The sequence below is a fragment of the Bradyrhizobium arachidis genome (assembly GCF_024758505.1).
Taxonomy (GTDB): domain Bacteria; phylum Pseudomonadota; class Alphaproteobacteria; order Rhizobiales; family Xanthobacteraceae; genus Bradyrhizobium; species Bradyrhizobium manausense_C.
In genome coordinates, this window is record NZ_CP077970.1 from 3,809,623 (window position 1) to 3,828,939 (window position 19,317).

A 19,317-nucleotide genomic window follows, 5' to 3' on the forward strand; every position below is an offset into this window, starting at 1 on the left:
GCGATCAGACAAGTCCCTTGCCGGCGTCCGAGCCCTTGGCCGCCTGCCGCTTGTTCAGCACGTGGATGGTGCCGAGCGCAAGCGTGATCACCGTGAACGAGACGGCCGAGATCACGGTGCCGAGCGCATAGATGTCAGGGTTCGTCACTGTCGTGGTGAGGCCCTGAAGATCGAGCGGCAATGTATTCACCGCCCCGATCGCCTGGCTCGAGCGCGCGAGTTCGTCCCAGGACAGCGTGAAGCCGAACAGTCCAATGCCGATCACGGAGGGCAGGATGATCGGCAGCACGACATGGCGGAAGGTTTGCCACGGCGTAGCACCGAGGTCGCGAGCGGCTTCCTCGAGCCTGGGGTCAAAACGGTTGAAGATCGCGAACATGATGAGAAGGCCGAACGGCAGCGTCCAGGTCAGATGCGCGCCAAGCCCGGAGGTGAGCAGACCCATCGAGGTCTCAAAATTCTCGTGCCAATGCGCCTTGATCAGATCGTCGATGATGCGGAATTCAAGCGAGATGCCGAGCGAGGTGATGATCGAGGGAACGATGAGGCTGGCGATCGCGGAGTAGAACAAAATGCTTTGCGCCTTGAACTTCCTGCGGAACGCCATGCCGGCCGCGACCGACAGCACGACGGTGACGATCATCACGATGATGCCGAGCAGCAGCGAGCGGCGGAAGGCTGCACCGAGATCGACGATGCCGGTGCCCTGGAACAGCTTTGCGATCCAGTAGGTCGATACGCCGTTCATCGGGAAGGTGAGGCCGCCCGACGGTCCCTGGAACGACAGGATGTAGATCGCGATCATCGGGCCATAGAGAAACAGCACATAGGCCGCGAAGAAGATTGCGAGCACGTAGAAGCTGCGCGAGCGTCCTTCCGTCATCGCCTATAGCTCCTTCTTGATGTCGACGATGCGCGACATCATGGTGATGATCAGGAACGTAATGACGAGCAGGATCACAGCATTCGCGGCCGCAGCCGGGAATTGCAGTGCGTTCACCCGTGTCTCGATGATCTTGCCGGCGGCGGCGATCTGCTGGCCACCCATCACGCCGATGGTGATGAAATCGCCCATCACGATGGTGATGACGAAGATCGAGCCGATCACGATGCCGGGTTTTGAAAGCGGGATGATGACGTTGACGAGCGTTTGGAAGCCCGATGCGCCGGCGTCGTAGGCCGCTTCGATCAGCGATTTGTCGATGCGCACCATCGAATTGAAGATCGGCACCACCATGAAGAAGGTGAAGAGGTGCACGAGCGCCAGCACCACGGAGAATTCGGAGAACAGCAGCCATTCGACCGGGTGGTTGATCAACCCCGCCTTGACGAGGCCGGAGTTCACCAGGCCGTTGCGGCCGAGTAGCGGAATCCACGCGATCATGCGGATGACGTTGGAGGTCCAGAACGGGATCGTGCAGAGCAGCGACAGCCCCATCTGCCAGGTCTTGGACTTGATGTGGAAGGCGAGGAAATAGGCAACCCAGAAGCCGATGAAGAGCGTGATCGCCCAGACCATGAAGCAGAGCTTCAGCGTCATCACATAGGTGCGGCCGATCGTGCAGAGTTCGGGCAACTTGTCGATGCAGCCTTCGAACGTGTCGGTGTAGCCGCGGCCGGAGAAGTGCGGCAGCAACTGGTATTCATTGTAGTCCCAGAAGGACACGATCACCACGAAGACCAGCGGGATCAGGAAGAAGGCGAGAAACACCAGCATCATCGGCCCGGCCTGGAGCCAGGAGACGAAGGAGGGCGACAGACGCCGCGTGAGCGACGCCTGTGCCTTGGGGGATCCCAGGGTCACGCCCGGGGATCCCTCCTGCAGTATTTCATCCGAGGCGGTCATCACGCAGCGATGAACTCATTCCACTTGCGGACCATGTAGTCGTTCTCGTCCATGACGGCGTTCCAGCAGGCGACGCCGCCCATGCGGTCCTCGTAGGAGCCGCCGTCACGCACTGCGCCGGCCTTCTCGAGCAGCGAGCCGTCGGGGGCCTTGATGTCCTTCTCGGCGGGCTTGCCCTCCATCCAATAGGCCCACTCGTAAGGCTCCATGTGCGCCTTCGCGGTCGAGAGCACGGCCGAGTAGTAGCCCTGGCGGTTGAGATAGGCGCCGGCGTAGCCGGACAGGAACCAGTTGACGAACTCATAGGCCCATTCGAGCTTGGCACCCGACACGCCCTTGGAGACGCAGAAGCCCGAGGCCCAGGAGCGGTAGCCTTCCTTCAGCGGCTGGAAGGTGCAGGGGATGCCCATCGAGCGCACCTTGGTCACGGCCGGCGACCACATCGACTGGATGACGGTCTCGCCTGCGGCCATCAGGTTGACGCTCTCGTTAAAATCCTTCCAGAAGGCGCGGAACTGGCCGGCCTTCTTGGCCTCGGTCAGCACCTTCATGGTGAGATCGATCTCTTCCTTGGTCATGTTGCCCTTGTCGGCATATTTGTATTTGCCGGTGGCTTCGACGACCATCGCGGCATCCATGATGCCGATCGAGGGGATGTTGAGGATCGAGGCCTTGCCCTTGAATTCGGGGTTGAGCAGCTCGGCCCAGGACGAGATCGGGCGCTTGATGAGGTCGGGACGGATGCCGAGCGTGTCGGCGTTATAGACGGTCGGAATCAGCGTCACGAATTCGGTCGCCGACGTCGCGAACTTCTTGGAGTCCTTGCCTTCGAGATAGAGCACCTTCCAGGGTGCTGTGCCCTGGCCGCCGATCTTCTTGCCGCCGGGTGTCTCACCCTTGGTGAAGACCGGCGTGATGTTGCCGAATTCTTTGATCTTCTTGGCGTCGAGGGCGAGAATGTTGCCGGAGGGCACAAGCTTCTTCAGCGAGAAATATTCGGTGTCCAGCACGTCGAACGAGTTCGGCTGGGTCATCACGCGCTTGGTGACGTCGTCGGTGGTGGCGGTGATGTATTCGATCTTGATGCCGGTGTCCTTCAGGCACTGCTTCGAGATGTCGTCGCCTTCGTTCACGGCCGTGCCGAGATAGCGCAGCACCTTCGGGTCGGCCGACATCACATAGGGGAAGCCGGTGATGGCGCCGGAGCCGGCGGCAAGGCCCGCGAGACCCGCGGTGCCCTTCAATAACGTGCGGCGGCTGAGGCCCTTCCTTCTGGTCGTCTCGGTCATATCAGTCACTCCTCTGTTGCGCATTTTCACGAACGATGGACGCTATTGCAGGCGTTGCGCCTTGGCGGGATCCCAAGTGGCCAGCACGCGATCGCCCGGACGGAAGGGGTGGGTGTCGAAGACGGCCTCGGGAACATGGGAGAACAGGGTGGTGCCGTCGTCGAGCGCGAGCGAGACGGCGATGTAGGAGCCCTGGTACTCGGTCTGGGTCAGCAGCGCCGGTGCGCCGAACGCGCCGTCAGTGAACGGCACGATGCCGAGCTGATCGGCGCGCACGGCGATGAGCTTGCCGGCGTCGCTGAGCACGTTGTGGCCGCCGATGAAGCGCGCCACGAATTCGGTGCGGGGATGATGGAAGATCTCGCGCGCGGTGCCCTGCTGCTCGATCTTGCCGTGGTTCATCACCACGATGTGGTCGGCGAGCGCCATCGCCTCTTCCTGGCCGTGGGTGACCTGGATGAAGCTGATGCCGAGCTCGCGCTGGAGCCGCTTCAACTCGCCGCGCATCCTGACCCGGAGGAACGGGTCGAGCGCGGAGAGCGGCTCGTCGAGCAGGAGGATCTGCGGCTCGGTGATGAGCGCACGCGCGAGCGCGACGCGCTGCTGCTGGCCGCCGGAGAGCTGCGCCGGCAGGCGCCCCGCATACTGGCTCATCGCCACCAGTTCGAGCAGCTCACCGGCCTGCTTGTGCCGCGTCGGCTTGTCGATGCCGCGCATCTTCAGCGCGAAGGCGACGTTGTCGATCACGGTCAAATGCGGAAACAGGGCGTAGGACTGAAACATCATCGCCGTTCCGCGATCGGCCGGCGGCAGGTCGGTGACGTTCTGGGCGCCGAGGATGATGTCGCCCGCGCTGACGGCCTCGTGGCCGGCAATCATCCGCAACGTCGAGGTCTTGCCGCAGCCGGAGGGACCAAGCAGGCAGCAATAGGTGCCGGCGGGAATCTTCAGATTGACGGCGTCGACCGCCAGCGTGGTGTCGTAGCGCTTGGTGACGGCGACCAGTTCGAGGGCGGCGGGGAGGGCCATGGACTTTCCTGGGACAAGGCAGACGCCCGCTTCTCTCTGCGAGGGTCATGCCAACCGGGTTGCGCGAGCGGATCTCCACAAATGATCCAGCAAAGTCAGGTCGTTAGCTCTGGGTCCGCCGATCTTGATCGTCGGCTGCGCATCTTGCCTCAACTATATGCACACAAAACCGGCAGGGATTGTATAATCTTTCGCCTGTCATTGGATACGGCAGGTCGACTACCCTTGCTGGTGAGTCCGACGATCGAGCCCTCATCAATGGCCGCCAAAGCCCAACCGAAATCCGAGCCGGTGATTGCGCCCGATCAGGGCAGCGACCGCGTCAGCCGTATCAGGGAAGGCGTGACGACCGCGATCCTGGAGCACCGGCTGTTGCCGGGGACAAAACTCGGCGAGGATGAGATCGGCGAGATCTATGGCGCAAGCCGCACGCTGGTGCGCACCGCACTGCAGCAGCTCGCGCATGAGGGCATTGTCGCCATCGAGAAGAATCGCGGTGCGTTCGTGGCTCGGCCGACGCCCGCCGACGCGCGCGAAGTGTTCGAGGCGCGGCGGCTGATCGAGCCCTCGATCGTTGACCACGCCGTCGATGCGGCCTCGCCGGACTGGCTCGACCGCCTCCAGCAGCATCTCGCCGAAGAGCGCGAGGCTGAACAGCGTGGCGACGCCCGAGCCTCGGTTCGCTTGTCAGGTGAATTCCACCGGCTCGTCGCGGAGATGAGTGGCCACAGCATCTATGCCGGCTTTCTCAAGGAGCTGATCGCGCGCTCCTCGCTCATCATCCTGCTGTACCGCCGTCACGATACGCCTGCCTGCGGTACCAGCCATCATGCCGAGATCGTCACCGCGATCCGAAAGAAGGACAAGGCGCAGGCGCGCGCATTGATGCTCTCGCATCTCCGGGAGATCGAGGCGGAACTGTTCCTGAAGGAATCCGCTGCGGACGAGTTGCGGCTCGCGGATGTGCTGGGCGCGTAAGCTAGCCGCGCCTATGTCAACGGCGGTCCCTGGTTTCGCCTGATAATCTTGAGCACGAGCAGGACGGCGCCAAGCGCAAGAAACAGCACGCCCAAGATCGTCGTGCCTGAAGATTCGAAGGTGACGCCGACCGCCGTCAGCAGACATCCGATGATGATTGCAAAGAGTCCGCCGAGCTTTTTGGTCAGCAGAATGTGTCCGTCGCTCGTTTGTGCCACCATGTTGCGCCTCGTCACTTGATGCAGGCCTGCCTGCAAAGCTCCCGTTCTGCCCCATGGCCTCCTGTTGCGCAGACCACACGGGATCGTACTCCCGTGCGGGACGATTGCAATCTTGCGTTGATCACGAGTTGGAGGCGATGTGCGTTTTTTGACTAGAGTTCGATGCAAGCGCGACAGTGGCGCTTACGCACTTGCCGAAAATTCCCGCTGCAACGTCACGGCTATTGCGTCTCCCATCAAGCCGTATGGCAGTCCTGCGTAATCGCTCTATGGTTGTAAATTGACTCGATATGGTCGTCGGCATCAACTTGTTGTTGCGCGTAGAATTCAGGAATGGAGCCAACATGAGTGGAGTCCGTTCTGCGGAGTGCTGCCGCAAAGAGTGAGTTGGAATAAGCGGGCAGGGGACTTCGCGAAGGAGAACCCCATGAACGAAATGGATCGTCGCGGCGCGCTGCGCACGTTGCTTGGAGGCGTGATCCTCGCCGGTGCAGGCGTGAGCCTGTGGCCGCAGGACGCAGCCGCTGCCTTGCCGGTTGAGCCGCTCGACGGTCATCCCGCTCCGAACAGGGGCGGATCTGCCGCCCGCACCTATGCGCAAGCTGCCCGTCCATTGCCGGGTCCGGGCCAGCGTCCGCCGCATCGTCCGCCGCCCCGGCACCGACCACGCCGGCGCTGGGTGTGCTGGTGGCATCGCGGGCGTCGTCACTGCGGGTGGCGCTGGAGGTGATCGAAGAAGAGCGCGACTGCGCTCACACATCGTCAGGGGAGATCAAGCATGTCGCGTGCAGGGAAAGGCGGCAGGCGCGGCGGAGCGGCCGCGCTGCTCATCGCGATTGGAATGAGCCTTGGGGTCTCGCTTGCTGCACAGGCGCAGCAGGATGCCGCCGTCCTGTTCCGGAACGTCCGCATCTTCGACGGGAAGAGCAGCGCGCTCTCGGCGCCATCAAACGTTCTCGTCCGCAACGGCAAGATCGAGAAGATCTCGACCGCGGATATCACGGCCGACGCCACGGCGATCAATGGCGGCGGCCGCGTGCTGATGCCCGGGCTGATCGACGCGCATTGGCACGCGATGCTGGTGCGTCCGTCGCCGATGGCCGCGCTCGCAGGCGATGTCGGCTACAACAATCTGCTCGCCGCTGCCGAGGCGACCGCGACGCTGATGCGGGGCTTCACCACGGTGCGCGATGTGGGTGGGCCGGCCTTCGGCCTCAAGCGGGCCATCGACGATGAGCTCGTCGTCGGTCCGCGCATCTATCCTTCGGGCGCAATGATCACGATCACCAGCGGTCATGGCGACTTCCGCCAGCTCTCCGAACTGCCGCGAACGATCGGCGGCATGCTCAGCCGCATGGAACTGATCGGCGGCGCCGCGATCGCCGACAGTCCGGACGAGGTTCGCGTGCGCGCGCGCGAGCAGCTCATGCAGGGCGCTTCTGGCAACCCGCTCGAGAACATCAAGCTCGTCGAAGATCCCGCAAAGAATTTCGTGGTGATCATGAAGGGCGGCAAGGTCTACAAGAACATTCCTGCGCGCTGACGGTGGCCCAAAAAGGTTGCGCCCAGCCATTGGGGGATGGCTGGGCGCGCGCGAACCGGTCTGGGACGGGGAGGGGTGGGGATGTGACCGGGTCGCGTAACTCGTTCAAAGATTCCGTTCGTTCGTATCGACTACTGGTCCTTGGCGCTGGCCGTGGACACCGCCGGCCGGTTGTCGCCGAGCGACACCCAGACATTGGGATCCGCCTGCGACTGCCGCTTGACGAAGCGGTAGCCGGCCTCGGTCCAGGCGACGACGTTCTCGTTCTGATTGTCGAGAACGAACTCGCCCTTGTCGGTCTTGACCGTCAGGACCGCGTGGCCTTCGCCCTTCTTGTCACGCACGACAGTGATGAGCAGGGCCTCGCGCGGCCAGCCGGCGTCCATCAGCATCTTGCGCTTCATCAGCACGTAGTCTTCGCAGTCGCCGTAGCCGTCCGTCGGCAACGACCATTTCTCGATCACGCCCCAGTGCTCCATGTCGGTCAATGGCTTCACGGTCTCGTTGACCCAGCGATTGACCTTGAGCAGATCGCGCCACGCCGTCTGCGACATCACGATGTCGCGCGGCTGCGACGGACCGCCCTGGCATTGGGCAGTATTGTCGGCACAGAATTCGACCCAGCCGATCGGCGCACGCGTGGTATCGCCGAGGCTCGCGTAGAGCAGGCGGTTGTCACCGGCCTGCGCCGTCGCGCTCATTCCCAAAAGGATGGCGGCGAACGCCAACCCTTTGCCCTGTCCTCTGAAGTCGAACATTGTGGCCCCCGTTTCTTGTTGGGACCACGTTTCGCACAGACGATTTGCATCGCCGCTAAGTGAGGCAAGTCAAGTCGAGACAAACACAAGTAAAACCAGCGTCGAATTCGAGATTTACTTGAATAGAATTCGCGTAAAATTTGAGATGACTGCAATTGACTAAAATTGTCGGCATTAACGCGCCGCCGCCTGCGATTGCTGCATTTGTGCGCCTGCGCGGGCGCTGCGTTAACCGCGAAGCGTGCGCGAGCAGGGCATGAAAAACGCGGCCCCTGGTGTGCGGGGGCCGCGTTCTGGGCAAAACAAGCCTGATTTTTCGGGTGTCTGCGCTTTACCGCGCGGTAACGCTCTCTTCCAGAGTCTCGATCGGCTGCTCGTGGACGAACTCCAGCGCGAAGCCGTCCTCGAGGTTTCGCACCACGCGGCCCTGGACGCGGCCGAGCATGACCAGCGATTTCAGCGGCGGGCGGTTTTCCGCGGCGATCGCGGCCCCCGACAGCGAAAGGTCGATGATGCGGCAGGTCATCTTGTTGCCGTCCTCGAGCGTGAGCACCGCGATCGGGTTGCGCGGCACGATACGGTCGTGGCGGCGATCCTCGGGCAGGTTGAGGATGTCGCGGTTGGCAAGCCAGGTGAGCTGGGCGGCGAGCTTGTCGCGCTTGCGCGGTGTCGCCCCGATGGTCATGGCGAAGCCGTTGTCGATGATCCGGGTGATCTTGCCTTCGACGCGGCCGATATGGTCGAGATAGGCCACCACGCGGTCGCCGACATTGCCGATGCCGGGCGCCAGCATGGCGAGCCCGCCGGGGGACATGTTGATGACCTGACAGGGAAATTCACGGCGGTCCGGCAGCATATAGCGGCCGAGCAGATGCACTTTCACCCGCTGGAAGCGCCGACGCTCCTCGGTGGCCGGAAGAAATTTTCTGTTCGCCAACGCCATTTTCACTACCCGACCCCCGCCCGGGCGGAGTCCGAACGACCCTAAGGCGCACAGGGTTAACGTGCCGTTAGCAGCGCGTGCAGGAGTTGTGATTAGAGCGTTTTCAAGCGAAGTGGATGCCGGTTCGCGTCAAGAAAACGCGTCAAAACAAAGAATCCAGAGCCCCATTCCGATTCCATCGGAATGGGGCTCTGGCTCAGGCGGGTTGTGGCCTGCGGGCGGCGATGCGCTCGAAAAGCCACAGCAGCAGCGGGCAGGCCAGCACCACGGCGGCGCCAAGGTCGAGGGCGGCGGAAGCGCTGCCGGTCCAGCTTGCCAGCCGGCCGGCGACGACCGGCCCCAGCATCATGGCCGCATAGAACACGGTGAGGAAGATGCCCATGCCGATGGCGCGCGTTTGCGGTGCCAGCACCCGCGCCGGCAGGCTCATGATCGGACCGGCCGGCTGTCCGGAGACGATGCCGAGCGCAACCACGATCAGGACCACCGAACTCGACCGGGTCAGCAGCGCGAGCAGGAGCGCGAGCGCAAAGCTGCCGGCGACGAGCAGGGTCAGCGGTCGCTGCGTACGGTCGGCGAGATAGCCGCCGAGCGGCACCGAGAAAGCCGAGATCCACAGCGCGACGCTGATCACCGAACCTGCGGCGGCCACCGTCCAGCCACGTTCGACCAGCAGCGTCGGACCGAACGACAGGATCATGGCGAAGCCGACGTTGAACAATCCCCAGATCGCGCCGGCGACCATGACGGCCGACACGGTTTGTCGATCGAGCCCGCCGGACACCGCCGCCGCCGATACGCTGACCGGCGGCGGCTGGTAGAACAGCATCAGCACGATGCCAACAGCCACGATGGCGCAGACCGCGAAGAACACGGCGCCCGTGCCGCCGGCCGTGCCGACGATGGGGAGCGTCACCAGCGACAGCGCGATCCCGGTCGGCCAGGAGTTGATGACGATGCCCATGGCGGTCGCGATTTCCTTGCCGGCAAACCAGTCCGTGGTCATCTTGGTGAGCTGCACGCTCAAGAGCACGCCGCCGACGCCGGCCACGAGCCGGCCGGCGACCTGAAGGCTCCAGGCATCCGCCAGCGCCATCATGAGGCTGCCGATCATCATCAGAGCAAGTGCTGCGAGCGCCGTCGGCTTGTCGCCGAACCGCGCGCCGATCGCGCCGCCCGGCAAGGCCAGTGCGACGCCGGGGGTGAAGTAGAGGCCGATCAACAGACCGATATCGGCAAGACCGACGCCGAACGTCGTCTGGAGCAGCGGTGCGACCGCCGCCACGCTCTGAAACTGGAACGCCATGGTCAGGCGCACCAGAAACAGGATCGCGAGAATGCCCCAGCGGCTGCGCAATGCCTCATCCCCCGAGAGATTGTTCCGACAGTGGGGTTACAACCGGCGCGTGTCAACCTGTGGATGTTATCGGCCTTCCAATGCCTTGGCGCAGACCGCGTAGGGCTGGCCTCTGATATCGGGTGCGTCGCGCAGCTTTGCAAAGCCCATCCGGAGATACATCGGCAGTGCAACCGACATCAGCGGCGTCGTGTGCAATGCGATGATCGACGCGCCGTCACGCCGCGCGCGGCGGATACATTCTTCCGTCAGCAGCCGGCCAAAACCCTGGCCGCGCGCCGGGGGATCGACGACGAGCATGCGGATGATCGGCCATTCCGGTTCGAAGAAGGCCGGTTTCGGCGCCTGCGGGCCAAAATAGGCGACGGCACCGACGATGCGCCTCTCGACCTCCGCGACGATGATCTCGCCATGCTCAGACAGTTCCGGCATTCGCGACACATTGTCCGCCATCGCCGGCCAATCCGAATAGTGCGGCGCAAATTGCGCAAAGGCAGCGACGGCGACGCGCGTCACCGCGTCTGCATCTTGCACCTGATAGTCACGCAGCATTGGCAAAATCCCGGATACTTGCTGCAGCGCATCGTCTCCCATAGGCTTGCATCGCGCCCAACAAACATAACAAGTGCGCGAGAGGAAACATCATGGAGCAAATCCGCGTCTGCACCCATGCCGGGCCGGGATCGGAGCCCGTCATCCGCACCGTGCCGTGGCCGAAGGTCGGCCGGAAGGCGGCGCTGATCAAGATCGGCGCCTGCGGCGTCTGCGGCACTGATCTGCACATCCTCAAGGGACATTGGCCAAAGCCGCTGCCATGGCCGTTCACGCTCGGACACGAGCTCGGCGGCGTCATCGTCGAATGCGGCGAGGAGTTCACCGAAGACTTCATGAGCAAGCCGCTGAAGGTCGGATCGAAGGTGATGATCCCGCCGCTGATGCCCTGTGGCAATTGCTACTACTGCATCCATTATCCGCAGACGGCCAACAAGTGCCTGACGCCGGTCTATTACGGCCGCTATCTCGGCTTCGATAAACCGCCTCACATGTGGGGCGGCTGGGCCGAATATGTCTATGTCGATCTCGAAATGCTGCCGGGCACCAAGATCTACAAACTGCCCGACGACATGTCGCTGCGCCTCGGCGCGCTGTCGGAGCCGCTGACCTCCTGCATCCGCGCCTTCAACCGCGCCACCCGCGCCGGCGGTTTCAGCTGGAGCGACACCGTCGTGATCCAGGGTTCTGGACCGATCGGCATCCTCGCGGTTGCCGCCGCCAAGGAGATGGGGGCAGGGCGCGTGATCTGCGTCGGCGCGCCGGAGGAGCCCAGGCTCAAGCTGGCGCGCGAGTTCGGGGCGGAGGCGACGATCAACATCGAGGAGCTGAAGACGCCGCAAGAGCGCATCAAGGCCGTGCGCGACATCGTCGGCGGCTTCGGTGCCGATCTCGTGATGGATTGCTCGGGCCATCCGACCGCCGGCCCCGAGGGCATCGAGATGCTGCGCGATGGCGGCACCTATGTCGAGATGGGCCAGTTCACCGACGCTGGCTCGATCGAGACATCCTGGCACCGCATCTGCACCAAGGACCTCAACGTTCTCGGCTCCTGGGGCTTTACTGCCAACGATCTGCCGCTCGGCGTCGACATGCTCTACCGCACCGCGGACAAATATCCGTGGCTGAAGATGCAGACGATCTATCCGTTCACGGAAGAGGGCGTCGCGCAGGCCGTGAAGGATGCGATGGCGATGAAGACGGTGAAGTCGACCATAGTGCCGTGGCCGGAATTGGTGGGATAGATTGCATCTCCGGTTGCGCAACCGTGATTTCCATTTGACGTTGAAGCCGCTAGCCTGCGCACCTTCGCAAGGCCGGCAGGTTTCATGAACACGTCATCCGATCTTCCCGACGGCTCCCTCGCATCCCTCATCCCCGACATCGACCGGCTCGCCGCCGACGCCATGGCGGTCTGGAAGGTGCCGGGCGCAGCACTTGCCATTGTAAGGGACGGCAAGGTCGTGCTCGCCCGCGCCTACGGCCAGCGCGACGTCGAGGCCGATCTGCCGATCACGCCGCGCACGCAGTTCGTGATCTGCTCGATCACCAAGACGTTTACGGCGACCGCGATCGCATTGCTGCATAACGAAGGGCTGCTCGACTGGAGCAAGCCGGTCCGCGACTATCTGCCGGAGTTTCGTCTCTCGGACGCGGTCGCGACCGAACGCGTCACCATTCGCGACCTGCTCAGCCATCAATCGGGGCTGCCGCGGCACGATTGGGTTCATGTGCCCGGCGATCTCGCGCCGGCCGAGATGCTGCCGCTGATGCGGCACCTCGAGCTGAGCAAGGACATCCGCGCCGTCTGGCAATACAACAATCTCTGCTACAACGCCCTGGGTCTCCTGATCGCGCGCGTCAGCGGCAAGAGCTTTGAAGCCTTCGTCCGCGAGCGCCTGACCAACAGGCTCGGCATGAGCGTCAGCTTCTCGCTGGACGACCTCGAGGCTGGATCGGAGCCGGCACGGCCCTACATGATGAACGTCGACACGCGGTTGCCGGCGCTGCGGATACCGATCCGCACCACGGCCGCCGGCGCCATCAACACGTCGGTGGCCGATCTCGCCAACTGGATGCGTCTGCACCTCGGCAAGGGCGAATTCGAGGGCGAACGGCTGTTGCCGGCCGCGCTGGTGGAGCAACTGCACACGCCGCTGGCGCATACCGGCAAGTCGGAATTTCCCGAGTTCGACCACGGACATTATGCGCTGGGTTTTCAGTCGAACACCTACCGCGGCGAGCGCCTGATGTGGCACGGCGGCGGCTGGACCGGCTGGAGCTCGCTGATGACGCTGGTGCCGGGGGCCGGCATCGGCGTTGCCGTGCTGACCAATCGCAGCCCGAGCGAGGTCCCGACCATCCTGTCGTGGTACATCATCGACCGGTTGCGCGGCCGGGAGCCGGCCGACTGGCTCTCGCGCTTCCGCAAGATGCGCGACGATTTCATCGCCCATATCCCCGCCGACAAGGAGGTGCGCGAGAAGGCGCGCCACAAGGACACCCGGCCGGCGCATGCCTTGTCGGCCTATGCGGCCGACTATGCCCATCCCGCCTATGGCGTGATCGAGATCCGCGAGCGCGACGGCGCGCTGCACTGGTCCTGGCGCGGCATGGGCGCGCCGCTCTCACACTGGCATTTCGAGACGTTCATGACGCCTGAGATCGACCAGTTCCATCCGGACAATCTCCCCATCACCTTCCAGACCGACCGCGAGGGCAACATCGCGCACCTGTCGGTGCCGCTGGAGCCGACGGTGAAGGACATCGTGTTCGAGCGCCGTGCCGCTGGTGACTGCCTCGATCCCGCATTCCGCGCCCGCTGCGTCGGGCAGTTCAGGAGCGGCGCCATCACCCATCGCGTGACCTTGGACAGCGAAGGCAGGCTCATTCTGAAGCCGGACTACCAGCCGGCCTATCGCCTTGAGCCCCAACAGGGCCGCCGGTTTCGCGTCGCCGAGCTGGAGGGCTTTGCCGTCGAGTTTCGCGGGGAGGGGGAGAGTATCGGCCAGATCATCTTCCACCAGCCGAACGGCACCTCAATCGCAGACCGCGTGGTGGAGCAGGAGAGGCGATGATGGATGTTCCCGGCGATCTCGTCGCATTCCTGATCGAGGCCAAGCGGCGCACCTATGCGGGCCTGGATGACGATGCGACCGTCGCCACGCCGTTGCTCACGGGCTCGAAGCAGCTCGAGCACCGTGCGGGGTCTTACGCCTACCGCGACATCTATTTCGGGATGGGTTTCTTCGTTGGCCAGGAGACGGTGTCGAGGGATGACACGGTCATCTGGTCGATGTGCTACAGCGGTGGCGCTCGCGCTGAGATCACGGACCGGACCACGCTGCTTGCCCTTTACAAGTTCCTGCGGCGGGCGTTGCTCGCGGCCGAGATCGAAAAACCCTATCGCGGTCCGCCGGTTCTCAGCGTCGATGACATGACTTATCGCAACGACGTCGAAGGTTCGCTCGATCGTTTCCACGGCGTCGAGACGATCGCGAAAGCCGGCGTACAGCTCTATGAGCTGCGTTACAGCGGCGGCCTGCTGCGATAGGTGCGGAGGACCTGCCATGTTCCGCGTCACGGCCGACAGCCTCGATGCCTATCTCGATTTCGACCCGGCGCGAAAGCCCGACCTCGTCCGGCTGCACGAAGTGATGCGCAAAGCTGCGCCCAATCTGAAGCGCCACTTCCACAAGGGCACGCCGGCGGGCCAGGCCGGCATGCGCATGCAGATGATCGGCTACGGCAAATTTCGCTACGCGATCAAGTCGGGCAGCGCGACCGACTGGCCGGTCGTCGGCGTCGCGTTGCAGAAGAACTATGTCAGCGTCTACGTCGCCGTGACGAAGCAGGACGCGCCGATCGTACAAGCCTATGCAGGCAAGCTCGGCGAGCTCCGGTCGGGACGCAACAACTTCAGTTTTGAACGGTTTGATGGCCTGAACGCGTCAGCGCTGTCATCCCTGGTCTCCGAGGTCGCCGCGATCTTCACGGCCGATCCGGAAAATCCCGTGCGCTACATGCAGGGAGCCTAGGGAGCGTACTCATAACAGGGTTCTGTAGCGGCGCCTCGCCGAATGTCCGCTTCGATCCGAAAGCGGCGGAATTTTTGCGTCGCCACGAAGCGACGTCCCATTATTCCTTCCGTTCGGTGCTAACGCCGCCCCAGCCCTATGAGCGCCGTCGACACCGAACTAAATCCCTTTGCCTCACCAGAACACACCCGCCTCCCTAGAGCAGTGAGCAGCCGTTCAGCATCTCCGGGATCCAAATTATCCAACGTGCGCCTCAGCCCGGTTCCGCGCGCTTGTTGCCAATATTCCTCGACATCCACGTATTTGAATGAATGAGATTCGAGACGTACTGAAACGTCAGTGAACCCCGCTCTAATCAAGAGGCTTGATAGTTTCTCTGGTTCGGCGATCCAGCCGGGCGCCTGCTCCCTCTTCATTCCCAACTCGTCCATGGCGGCCAGAATTTCACTTATTTGTGCTACTCTCCATGTCGAAACAGCTAGCAGTCCTCCGGGTTTCAGCACTCGTTGGAACTCTCCGAGAGCGTGCAATTGATCAGGAAAGAACATAATCCCAAATCCGCATAGCACACGATCAAAAGTAGCGTCCTTGAACACCAAGTGCTCCGCATCCATGACCTGAGCACGTCCAGGGACACCCCTCCGCGTTGCTTCCGCGTTTGTGGCGCGCACCATTTCATCCGAAAGGTCGATGCCGACGATCTCACCTGCGTTACTCAAAAGCTCAGCAGCGGGAAAAAAAGCTGCTCCTCGGCCGGTTGCCACGTCAAGTACTCGGTGATCGGGTAATATTTCCGCCGATTCCACCAAACGCTTACCAAAATAGGCAAAGCATCCTGGGCCCGTGTCATACTCCAATGCGGCGGTATCAAACTGCGCTCTAACTCGAGCTTTCTGCGCGGTTGCTTCGCTGTCCATGAAGCCTCCTTCCCGAAGCTGTGTTGGTCGATCGGGATCAATTATGGACGTCCGAGCACAGGCCGGTGCCAGTGTTGCGACCGATGATTACCTATCGAGCCGCCTTACGCAATCCGACCTCAACCGGACATGCATTGTGATCGCGGCAATCTGACCGTCGAGGTCCGCAACGGATCATTTTCGACCGATGAAGGCGAAAACGTCAGCTGGTTGATGTCGGCTTTGCCCAAAGAGCACCCCGTGCCGGGAGCGAGCTGGACGCGCTTCGCTTGGTCGGACGCCCGTGATTCAAGCTCCCAAACGCATGCTCTGTTGATTGCAAAGCCTACGTCCAGTTCGCATCAATCAGGCCAAGGTTGTGCGCTAATGAGTCCATGTTTGGTCTAGGCAGGCGCGACCTGACGGCCCGTCGTCAGGCCCAGGCGTAACCGCCGATGGCCGTGGGCTCGTCGTCGTCGCGACGTCGGCTCGCCGGACGCGTCCGATTCCTTGCGCCGCCTTCGCGCCGGTGGCGGACATCCAGCCGCTGAACCATTGCCAAGAGGCTGACGGCGAGCTCCCTGGCACGCGCGGCCGCCTGCTTGATCACGAACAGGATCGTCGTCACGCGGCTGAGAACGCCGAGCAGGAACACGACCGTGAAGATGTCGATATAGGCGAGGAAATCGCCGACCAGCATCAACTCCGGCGGAATGGGAATTCGGTGGTAGTAGGCGAGAACCAGGATGACGACGGGGATGAAGGCGATGATCTTGCGCAGCGTCAGGCGGTCGAGCAGGGCGGCCAGTTGCACGACAAGGACCTCCCACAGGAAATCACCGAACGCAGCCGGCTTGTCGATGGTCCAGGTCCTCCAAAGCGTCTTCCAGACTTTCCACATTCGCTCAGCCCGCATCTGCCTGCCACGCAACTCAATCATATCATGCGGAGATGGATGGCAAAGTCACACACAGGCGAGGCGGGCAAGCTGTCAGCTCGCCCGCCCCGAAACATGTTTCCAATGTCCGTGTGGCTCAGCGACCGCCGCCGCCGCCGCCGCCACCACCACCGCCTCCGCCGCCACCACCGCCACCGGCGTTGTTCATCGCGGAGCTGTAGCGGGGATCGCTCTGCTTCATGTAGGTGGGCGAGGTGTCGTGGGTCACCGGCACTTCACGAACGATGCGGCGGCCCCGCGGCACGGGCGTAAAAAACTCGCCGCAGCCACCCAGCACGAACACGTCGCAGGTCGAAACGCTGTAGGTGAATGCGCTGGCACTCGTCGAGATCGTCGCGGTCGCACCAGCGACAGTGATCAACGCGATCGCCGCAAGTCTGGATTTGATGGACATAGCGCTCTCCGTTCATTCGGTTGGGAATGTCGAAACAGTACGGACCGTTTGACGGAGCCTGATAAAAGCGGGTTCGAGGGCGCGCGCGCCAACGTGATCTGACGCACACAGGGTTAGGAGGCTGGGGGAGCCCCCGTGTCAGGCGGAAAGCGTGCACACCATGTAGGTCGCGCTCTCGCCGTAGGTTGCGAGCTTGACGCGCAGCGCAGCGTCAGGCGCGGCCGCACGGAAGCCAAAACGCTCCCACATCGCCTGCGTGCCATAAACGGAGACGAGCGCGAGAGAGCCGATCCCCGCCGACTTCGGCAGCGCTGCAACCATAGCCAAGAACGCGCCCGCGATTTGCTTGCCGCGAAAGTCCGGCAGCACCACCACGTCGTGCACATAGAGACAGTCGGCGTCATCTGGCAATCCGTGCAGGAAGTCGTCGAGCGGCGGAATGAGATGCAGTTTCCAGGGATGCGCGATCCCGTAACCGACGACCGTGTCATCTGCGATCAGCACCCGGCAACCGTCAGGGTAGAGGCGCATCTTCTCCGCAAACACCTCGGGGCGCTCGGGAAGCTCGGGGTGAATCCGCGCGGCGATGGCGGCGATATCGGGGAGATCCGACGGCAGTGCCTGGCGCCAATGCGAACTCACGGTCGTTCCTCTGCTTGTATCTGTGCCGTCCGCTAGGCCGTGGACCTATAAACTCGGCGGCGTCATGTAACTCGTTGCTCCTCAAGCGACCAAGTCCGGGCCGCAGCGCAATGTACCGCGATGGGCCAATTGCGGAAGTCCCGCATGGCTCGTATGTGCGACGCGGGATAGAGTGTCATGCTCAAACATGACCCCGCGGTAGAGGTGGTAAGATGATTGTCACACCGAGTGCTGTTCATAAACTCATTACGAGTTTTGCTACAGCACTCACGCTTCTCGCGCGGCCGTGTTTCGGGAATGAGCGTGCTACCATAGATACGAGAGGGTTCTCCGTCACGTTTGGCGAGATGTGGCACGTATCAACGGACAGCAATGGCACCATATTAGGAAGCATCAGGGGTGAAGAACCGCCATTTATTGTGATGTATTATGCCGACCAATCCATGAATGCTGATGGCGCAAAAGGAAATATGCTTGAACGCATGAAGCAGAGTTCGATTGCCGACATGCTTGGGGATAACGCGCGTAGGATGGTCGATGAAAGCAAGTGGCATCGCCATGATACCGTTCACAGGCCGGATGGAATTACTGAGGAGCAACTCGATTCCGAAGCCTACACCCGGGATGATGACGGTAAGGCCGTCGAAGTATGTTCATTCATGAGGTTTTACCATGGCGCCCCACACGCTGAACTTTACCTCGCATATATTTTGAACAAGCCGTGCGATAAAGCTCGCGCAGAATTTGACAGCTTTGCGAGTTCTATAATCTGGAAATGAATGGCTTGCGGGCGGCCGCCGACCGAGCTGCGGCCTCAGCGCATCTTGCTTTGATCTATTCTAGTTCTTGAACCCCACTCTCGAGCAATACCACGAGGATTCTAAGTCTCTCCAACCCATCTTGGCTCCGGCATCCTTGCACTCGCTGTAGGATTTCCAGTTGCCCACGTTTTTGCACGTTGACCAGCCGCCAGCCACGGAGCATCTGCCTGAGGAGGCATTGCCAGTAGCATGGAGGGGGGCGGCATTAGCGGGTGCAATCGACGAGACGGCGATAGCCAAACTCGCAACGAAGAGTAACGAGACTTTCATAGCTATGTCCTTCCGACCTGGGATGCGACTGGCCATCCCGGGTTGTAAGATAGCACGCCTCCGATGCGCAGTTGAGTCTGCTCCGGGTCATTTTCGACGGCTTCAGCGGAAATCGTCGGCTGGCCGATGTCCGTTTCTTGCCGCTGCCCAAGATGCATGCCGTCGGGTGGCGACGCGCTACGACAGGCTTGCCGCTCGCTATCAAGCCTTCGTTCAGCTCGCGTCAATCAGGCTATGGCTGCGCGCCCTAATGAGTCCGCGCCTTGGTAGCGCAATTATTCCCTCGGGGAACGGTGGGTCGCGAAAAATATCATTCCGGTCTCCTTCGGAATACACAGCGTTGCGCGGCGTCCTATCCGTGCAGGCCAATTGCATGACAAGGAGACAAGATGACGAAAATTTCGCTTCCCCTCGCACTCGTCGCGGCTGCGTCCTTCGCGGTGATGTCGGCGGTCGTCGCCGCGCCTCCGGCCAAGACCGGAACGACCTCCAAGGGCGCGGTGCTCACCGACGCCAAGGGCATGACGCTCTATACGTTCGACAAGGATGCCGATGGCAAGTCCGCTTGCAACGGCCCGTGTGCGACGAACTGGCCGGTGCTGAAGGCCGAAGCCGGCGACAAGGACGGCGACGGTTACACCATCATCACGCGCGACGACGGCTCGAAGCAATGGGCCTACAAGGGCAAGCCGCTTTACACCTTTGCCAAGGACCAGAAGCCCGGCGACATCACCGGCGACGGTTTTCTGAACGGCGCCTGGCATCTCGCGATGCCGTAGGCAA

Annotated in this window: 21 protein-coding genes and 2 pseudogenes; 10 read left to right on the forward strand and 13 right to left on the reverse strand. The window is 62.4% G+C overall.

Annotated features, from left to right (window positions below; translation table 11 throughout):
* Positions 1-4: 4 nt before the first annotated feature.
* From KUF59_RS17270 to KUF59_RS17285, 4 genes are read right to left on the reverse strand one after another with little or no spacing between them, the layout of a single operon-like run.
* Positions 5-883 (reverse strand): ABC transporter permease, encoded by an 879-nt coding sequence (locus KUF59_RS17270; RefSeq protein WP_212458384.1) that lies wholly within the window; start codon positions 881-883, stop codon positions 5-7.
* 3 nt (positions 884-886) lie between these two features.
* Positions 887-1,846 (reverse strand): ABC transporter permease, encoded by a 960-nt coding sequence (locus KUF59_RS17275; protein ID WP_212458385.1) that lies wholly within the window; start codon positions 1,844-1,846, stop codon positions 887-889.
* Complete coding sequence (locus KUF59_RS17280; RefSeq protein WP_212458386.1) at positions 1,846-3,135, reverse strand: ABC transporter substrate-binding protein; 1,290 nt, start codon at positions 3,133-3,135, stop codon at positions 1,846-1,848. Before KUF59_RS17280 ends, KUF59_RS17275 begins: the two co-directional genes overlap by 1 nt.
* Before the next feature lie 42 nt (positions 3,136-3,177).
* Positions 3,178-4,164: an ABC transporter ATP-binding protein gene (locus KUF59_RS17285; RefSeq protein WP_212458387.1), complete on the reverse strand. Its 987-nt coding sequence runs from the start codon at positions 4,162-4,164 to the stop codon at positions 3,178-3,180.
* Between the two features lie 258 nt (positions 4,165-4,422).
* Here KUF59_RS17285 and KUF59_RS17290 point away from each other — a divergent pair, with 258 nt between their 5' ends.
* On the forward strand, positions 4,423-5,142 hold the full coding sequence (locus KUF59_RS17290) for a GntR family transcriptional regulator (RefSeq protein WP_212458388.1): 720 nt from the start codon (positions 4,423-4,425) through the stop codon (positions 5,140-5,142).
* A gap of 11 nt (positions 5,143-5,153) precedes the next feature.
* Here KUF59_RS17290 and KUF59_RS17295 read toward each other — a convergent pair whose 3' ends face one another.
* On the reverse strand, positions 5,154-5,363 hold the full coding sequence (locus KUF59_RS17295) for a hypothetical protein (protein ID WP_212458577.1): 210 nt from the start codon (positions 5,361-5,363) through the stop codon (positions 5,154-5,156).
* A gap of 427 nt (positions 5,364-5,790) precedes the next feature.
* On the opposite strand from KUF59_RS17295, the gene KUF59_RS17300 reads away from it, so the two are divergent.
* Together KUF59_RS17300 and KUF59_RS17305 are read left to right on the forward strand one after the other, a co-directional pair.
* Positions 5,791-6,093: a hypothetical protein gene (locus KUF59_RS17300; RefSeq protein WP_258769717.1), complete on the forward strand. Its 303-nt coding sequence runs from the start codon at positions 5,791-5,793 to the stop codon at positions 6,091-6,093.
* Positions 6,094-6,141: 48 nt separating this feature from the next.
* A pseudogene (locus KUF59_RS17305) lies at positions 6,142-6,804 on the forward strand (amidohydrolase family protein); the annotation flags it as partial.
* A gap of 233 nt (positions 6,805-7,037) precedes the next feature.
* Here the strand turns inward: KUF59_RS17305 and KUF59_RS17310 are convergent.
* The 4 genes from KUF59_RS17310 to KUF59_RS17325 all read right to left on the reverse strand — a co-directional run bounded on the left by KUF59_RS17310 (position 7,038) and on the right by KUF59_RS17325 (position 10,516).
* On the reverse strand, positions 7,038-7,664 hold the full coding sequence (locus KUF59_RS17310) for a transglutaminase-like cysteine peptidase (protein WP_212458389.1): 627 nt from the start codon (positions 7,662-7,664) through the stop codon (positions 7,038-7,040).
* Between the two features lie 331 nt (positions 7,665-7,995).
* Positions 7,996-8,607: a PilZ domain-containing protein gene (locus KUF59_RS17315; protein ID WP_212458390.1), complete on the reverse strand. Its 612-nt coding sequence runs from the start codon at positions 8,605-8,607 to the stop codon at positions 7,996-7,998.
* Between the two features lie 196 nt (positions 8,608-8,803).
* Positions 8,804-9,964, reverse strand: coding sequence for an MFS transporter (locus KUF59_RS17320; RefSeq protein WP_212458391.1), 1,161 nt, complete (start codon positions 9,962-9,964; stop codon positions 8,804-8,806).
* Positions 9,965-10,030: 66 nt separating this feature from the next.
* Positions 10,031-10,516 (reverse strand): GNAT family N-acetyltransferase, encoded by a 486-nt coding sequence (locus KUF59_RS17325; RefSeq protein WP_212458392.1) that lies wholly within the window; start codon positions 10,514-10,516, stop codon positions 10,031-10,033.
* 92 nt (positions 10,517-10,608) lie between these two features.
* Here KUF59_RS17325 and KUF59_RS17330 point away from each other — a divergent pair, with 92 nt between their 5' ends.
* The 4 genes from KUF59_RS17330 (at position 10,609) to KUF59_RS17345 (ending at position 14,553) form a co-directional block, all read left to right on the forward strand.
* Positions 10,609-11,760, forward strand: a complete 1,152-nt coding sequence (locus tag KUF59_RS17330; protein ID WP_212458393.1) for a zinc-binding dehydrogenase — start codon at positions 10,609-10,611, stop codon at positions 11,758-11,760.
* Positions 11,761-11,844: 84 nt separating this feature from the next.
* Entirely contained in the window at positions 11,845-13,593 is a 1,749-nt protein-coding gene (locus KUF59_RS17335; protein ID WP_212458394.1) for a serine hydrolase, read from the forward strand.
* Positions 13,590-14,069, forward strand: coding sequence for a DUF5680 domain-containing protein (locus KUF59_RS17340; RefSeq protein WP_212458395.1), 480 nt, complete (start codon positions 13,590-13,592; stop codon positions 14,067-14,069). Before KUF59_RS17335 ends, KUF59_RS17340 begins: the two co-directional genes overlap by 4 nt.
* 16 nt (positions 14,070-14,085) lie before the next feature.
* A complete protein-coding gene (locus KUF59_RS17345; RefSeq protein ID WP_212458396.1) occupies positions 14,086-14,553 on the forward strand; it encodes a hypothetical protein in 468 nt (155 codons plus the stop codon).
* Between the two features lie 119 nt (positions 14,554-14,672).
* On the opposite strand, the gene KUF59_RS17350 is transcribed toward KUF59_RS17345, so the two are convergent.
* The 4 genes from KUF59_RS17350 to KUF59_RS17365 all read right to left on the reverse strand — a co-directional run bounded on the left by KUF59_RS17350 (position 14,673) and on the right by KUF59_RS17365 (position 17,443).
* Positions 14,673-15,470: a class I SAM-dependent methyltransferase gene (locus tag KUF59_RS17350; RefSeq protein WP_258769719.1), complete on the reverse strand. Its 798-nt coding sequence runs from the start codon at positions 15,468-15,470 to the stop codon at positions 14,673-14,675.
* Between the two features lie 412 nt (positions 15,471-15,882).
* Positions 15,883-16,350, reverse strand: coding sequence for a hypothetical protein (locus KUF59_RS17355; protein WP_249140301.1), 468 nt, complete (start codon positions 16,348-16,350; stop codon positions 15,883-15,885).
* A gap of 133 nt (positions 16,351-16,483) precedes the next feature.
* The gene (locus KUF59_RS17360) at positions 16,484-16,801 is read right to left on the reverse strand and encodes a hypothetical protein (protein ID WP_249140302.1); all 318 of its coding nucleotides are present in this window, start codon (positions 16,799-16,801) and stop codon (positions 16,484-16,486) included.
* 138 nt (positions 16,802-16,939) lie between these two features.
* Complete coding sequence (locus KUF59_RS17365; protein ID WP_212458398.1) at positions 16,940-17,443, reverse strand: GNAT family N-acetyltransferase; 504 nt, start codon at positions 17,441-17,443, stop codon at positions 16,940-16,942.
* A gap of 212 nt (positions 17,444-17,655) precedes the next feature.
* Between KUF59_RS17365 and KUF59_RS17370 the strand changes: the two genes are divergently transcribed.
* From KUF59_RS17370 to KUF59_RS17380, 3 genes and pseudogenes are all read left to right on the forward strand, one after another.
* Positions 17,656-18,222, forward strand: coding sequence for a hypothetical protein (locus KUF59_RS17370; protein WP_212458399.1), 567 nt, complete (start codon positions 17,656-17,658; stop codon positions 18,220-18,222).
* 469 nt (positions 18,223-18,691) lie between these two features.
* Positions 18,692-18,781: pseudogene (locus tag KUF59_RS17375) on the forward strand (IS5/IS1182 family transposase); the annotation flags it as partial.
* Between the two features lie 142 nt (positions 18,782-18,923).
* Positions 18,924-19,313 (forward strand): COG4315 family predicted lipoprotein, encoded by a 390-nt coding sequence (locus KUF59_RS17380; RefSeq protein ID WP_212458400.1) that lies wholly within the window; start codon positions 18,924-18,926, stop codon positions 19,311-19,313.
* Positions 19,314-19,317: the final 4 nt, after the last annotated feature.

Bases quoted from the DNA above. Each gene is read 5' to 3' on its own strand.
- KUF59_RS17370 (WP_212458399.1), top strand. From the start codon at position 17,656: ATGATTGTCACACCGAGTGCTGTTCATAAACTCATTACGAGTTTTGCT.
- KUF59_RS17350 (WP_258769719.1), bottom strand. From the start codon at position 15,470: ATGGACAGCGAAGCAACCGCGCAGAAAGCTCGAGTTAGAGCGCAGTTT.
- KUF59_RS17300 (WP_258769717.1), top strand. From the start codon at position 5,791: ATGAACGAAATGGATCGTCGCGGCGCGCTGCGCACGTTGCTTGGAGGC.
- KUF59_RS17280 (WP_212458386.1), bottom strand. From the start codon at position 3,135: ATGACCGAGACGACCAGAAGGAAGGGCCTCAGCCGCCGCACGTTATTG.
- KUF59_RS17285 (WP_212458387.1), bottom strand. From the start codon at position 4,164: ATGGCCCTCCCCGCCGCCCTCGAACTGGTCGCCGTCACCAAGCGCTAC.
- KUF59_RS17380 (WP_212458400.1), top strand. From the start codon at position 18,924: ATGACGAAAATTTCGCTTCCCCTCGCACTCGTCGCGGCTGCGTCCTTC.
- KUF59_RS17315 (WP_212458390.1), bottom strand. From the start codon at position 8,607: ATGGCGTTGGCGAACAGAAAATTTCTTCCGGCCACCGAGGAGCGTCGG.
- KUF59_RS17340 (WP_212458395.1), top strand. From the start codon at position 13,590: ATGATGGATGTTCCCGGCGATCTCGTCGCATTCCTGATCGAGGCCAAG.
- KUF59_RS17355 (WP_249140301.1), bottom strand. From the start codon at position 16,350: ATGTGGAAAGTCTGGAAGACGCTTTGGAGGACCTGGACCATCGACAAG.
- KUF59_RS17295 (WP_212458577.1), bottom strand. From the start codon at position 5,363: ATGGTGGCACAAACGAGCGACGGACACATTCTGCTGACCAAAAAGCTC.
- KUF59_RS17335 (WP_212458394.1), top strand. From the start codon at position 11,845: ATGAACACGTCATCCGATCTTCCCGACGGCTCCCTCGCATCCCTCATC.
- KUF59_RS17270 (WP_212458384.1), bottom strand. From the start codon at position 883: ATGACGGAAGGACGCTCGCGCAGCTTCTACGTGCTCGCAATCTTCTTC.
- KUF59_RS17330 (WP_212458393.1), top strand. From the start codon at position 10,609: ATGGAGCAAATCCGCGTCTGCACCCATGCCGGGCCGGGATCGGAGCCC.
- KUF59_RS17360 (WP_249140302.1), bottom strand. From the start codon at position 16,801: ATGTCCATCAAATCCAGACTTGCGGCGATCGCGTTGATCACTGTCGCT.
- KUF59_RS17290 (WP_212458388.1), top strand. From the start codon at position 4,423: ATGGCCGCCAAAGCCCAACCGAAATCCGAGCCGGTGATTGCGCCCGAT.
- KUF59_RS17275 (WP_212458385.1), bottom strand. From the start codon at position 1,846: ATGACCGCCTCGGATGAAATACTGCAGGAGGGATCCCCGGGCGTGACC.
- KUF59_RS17345 (WP_212458396.1), top strand. From the start codon at position 14,086: ATGTTCCGCGTCACGGCCGACAGCCTCGATGCCTATCTCGATTTCGAC.
- KUF59_RS17325 (WP_212458392.1), bottom strand. From the start codon at position 10,516: ATGCTGCGTGACTATCAGGTGCAAGATGCAGACGCGGTGACGCGCGTC.
- KUF59_RS17310 (WP_212458389.1), bottom strand. From the start codon at position 7,664: ATGTTCGACTTCAGAGGACAGGGCAAAGGGTTGGCGTTCGCCGCCATC.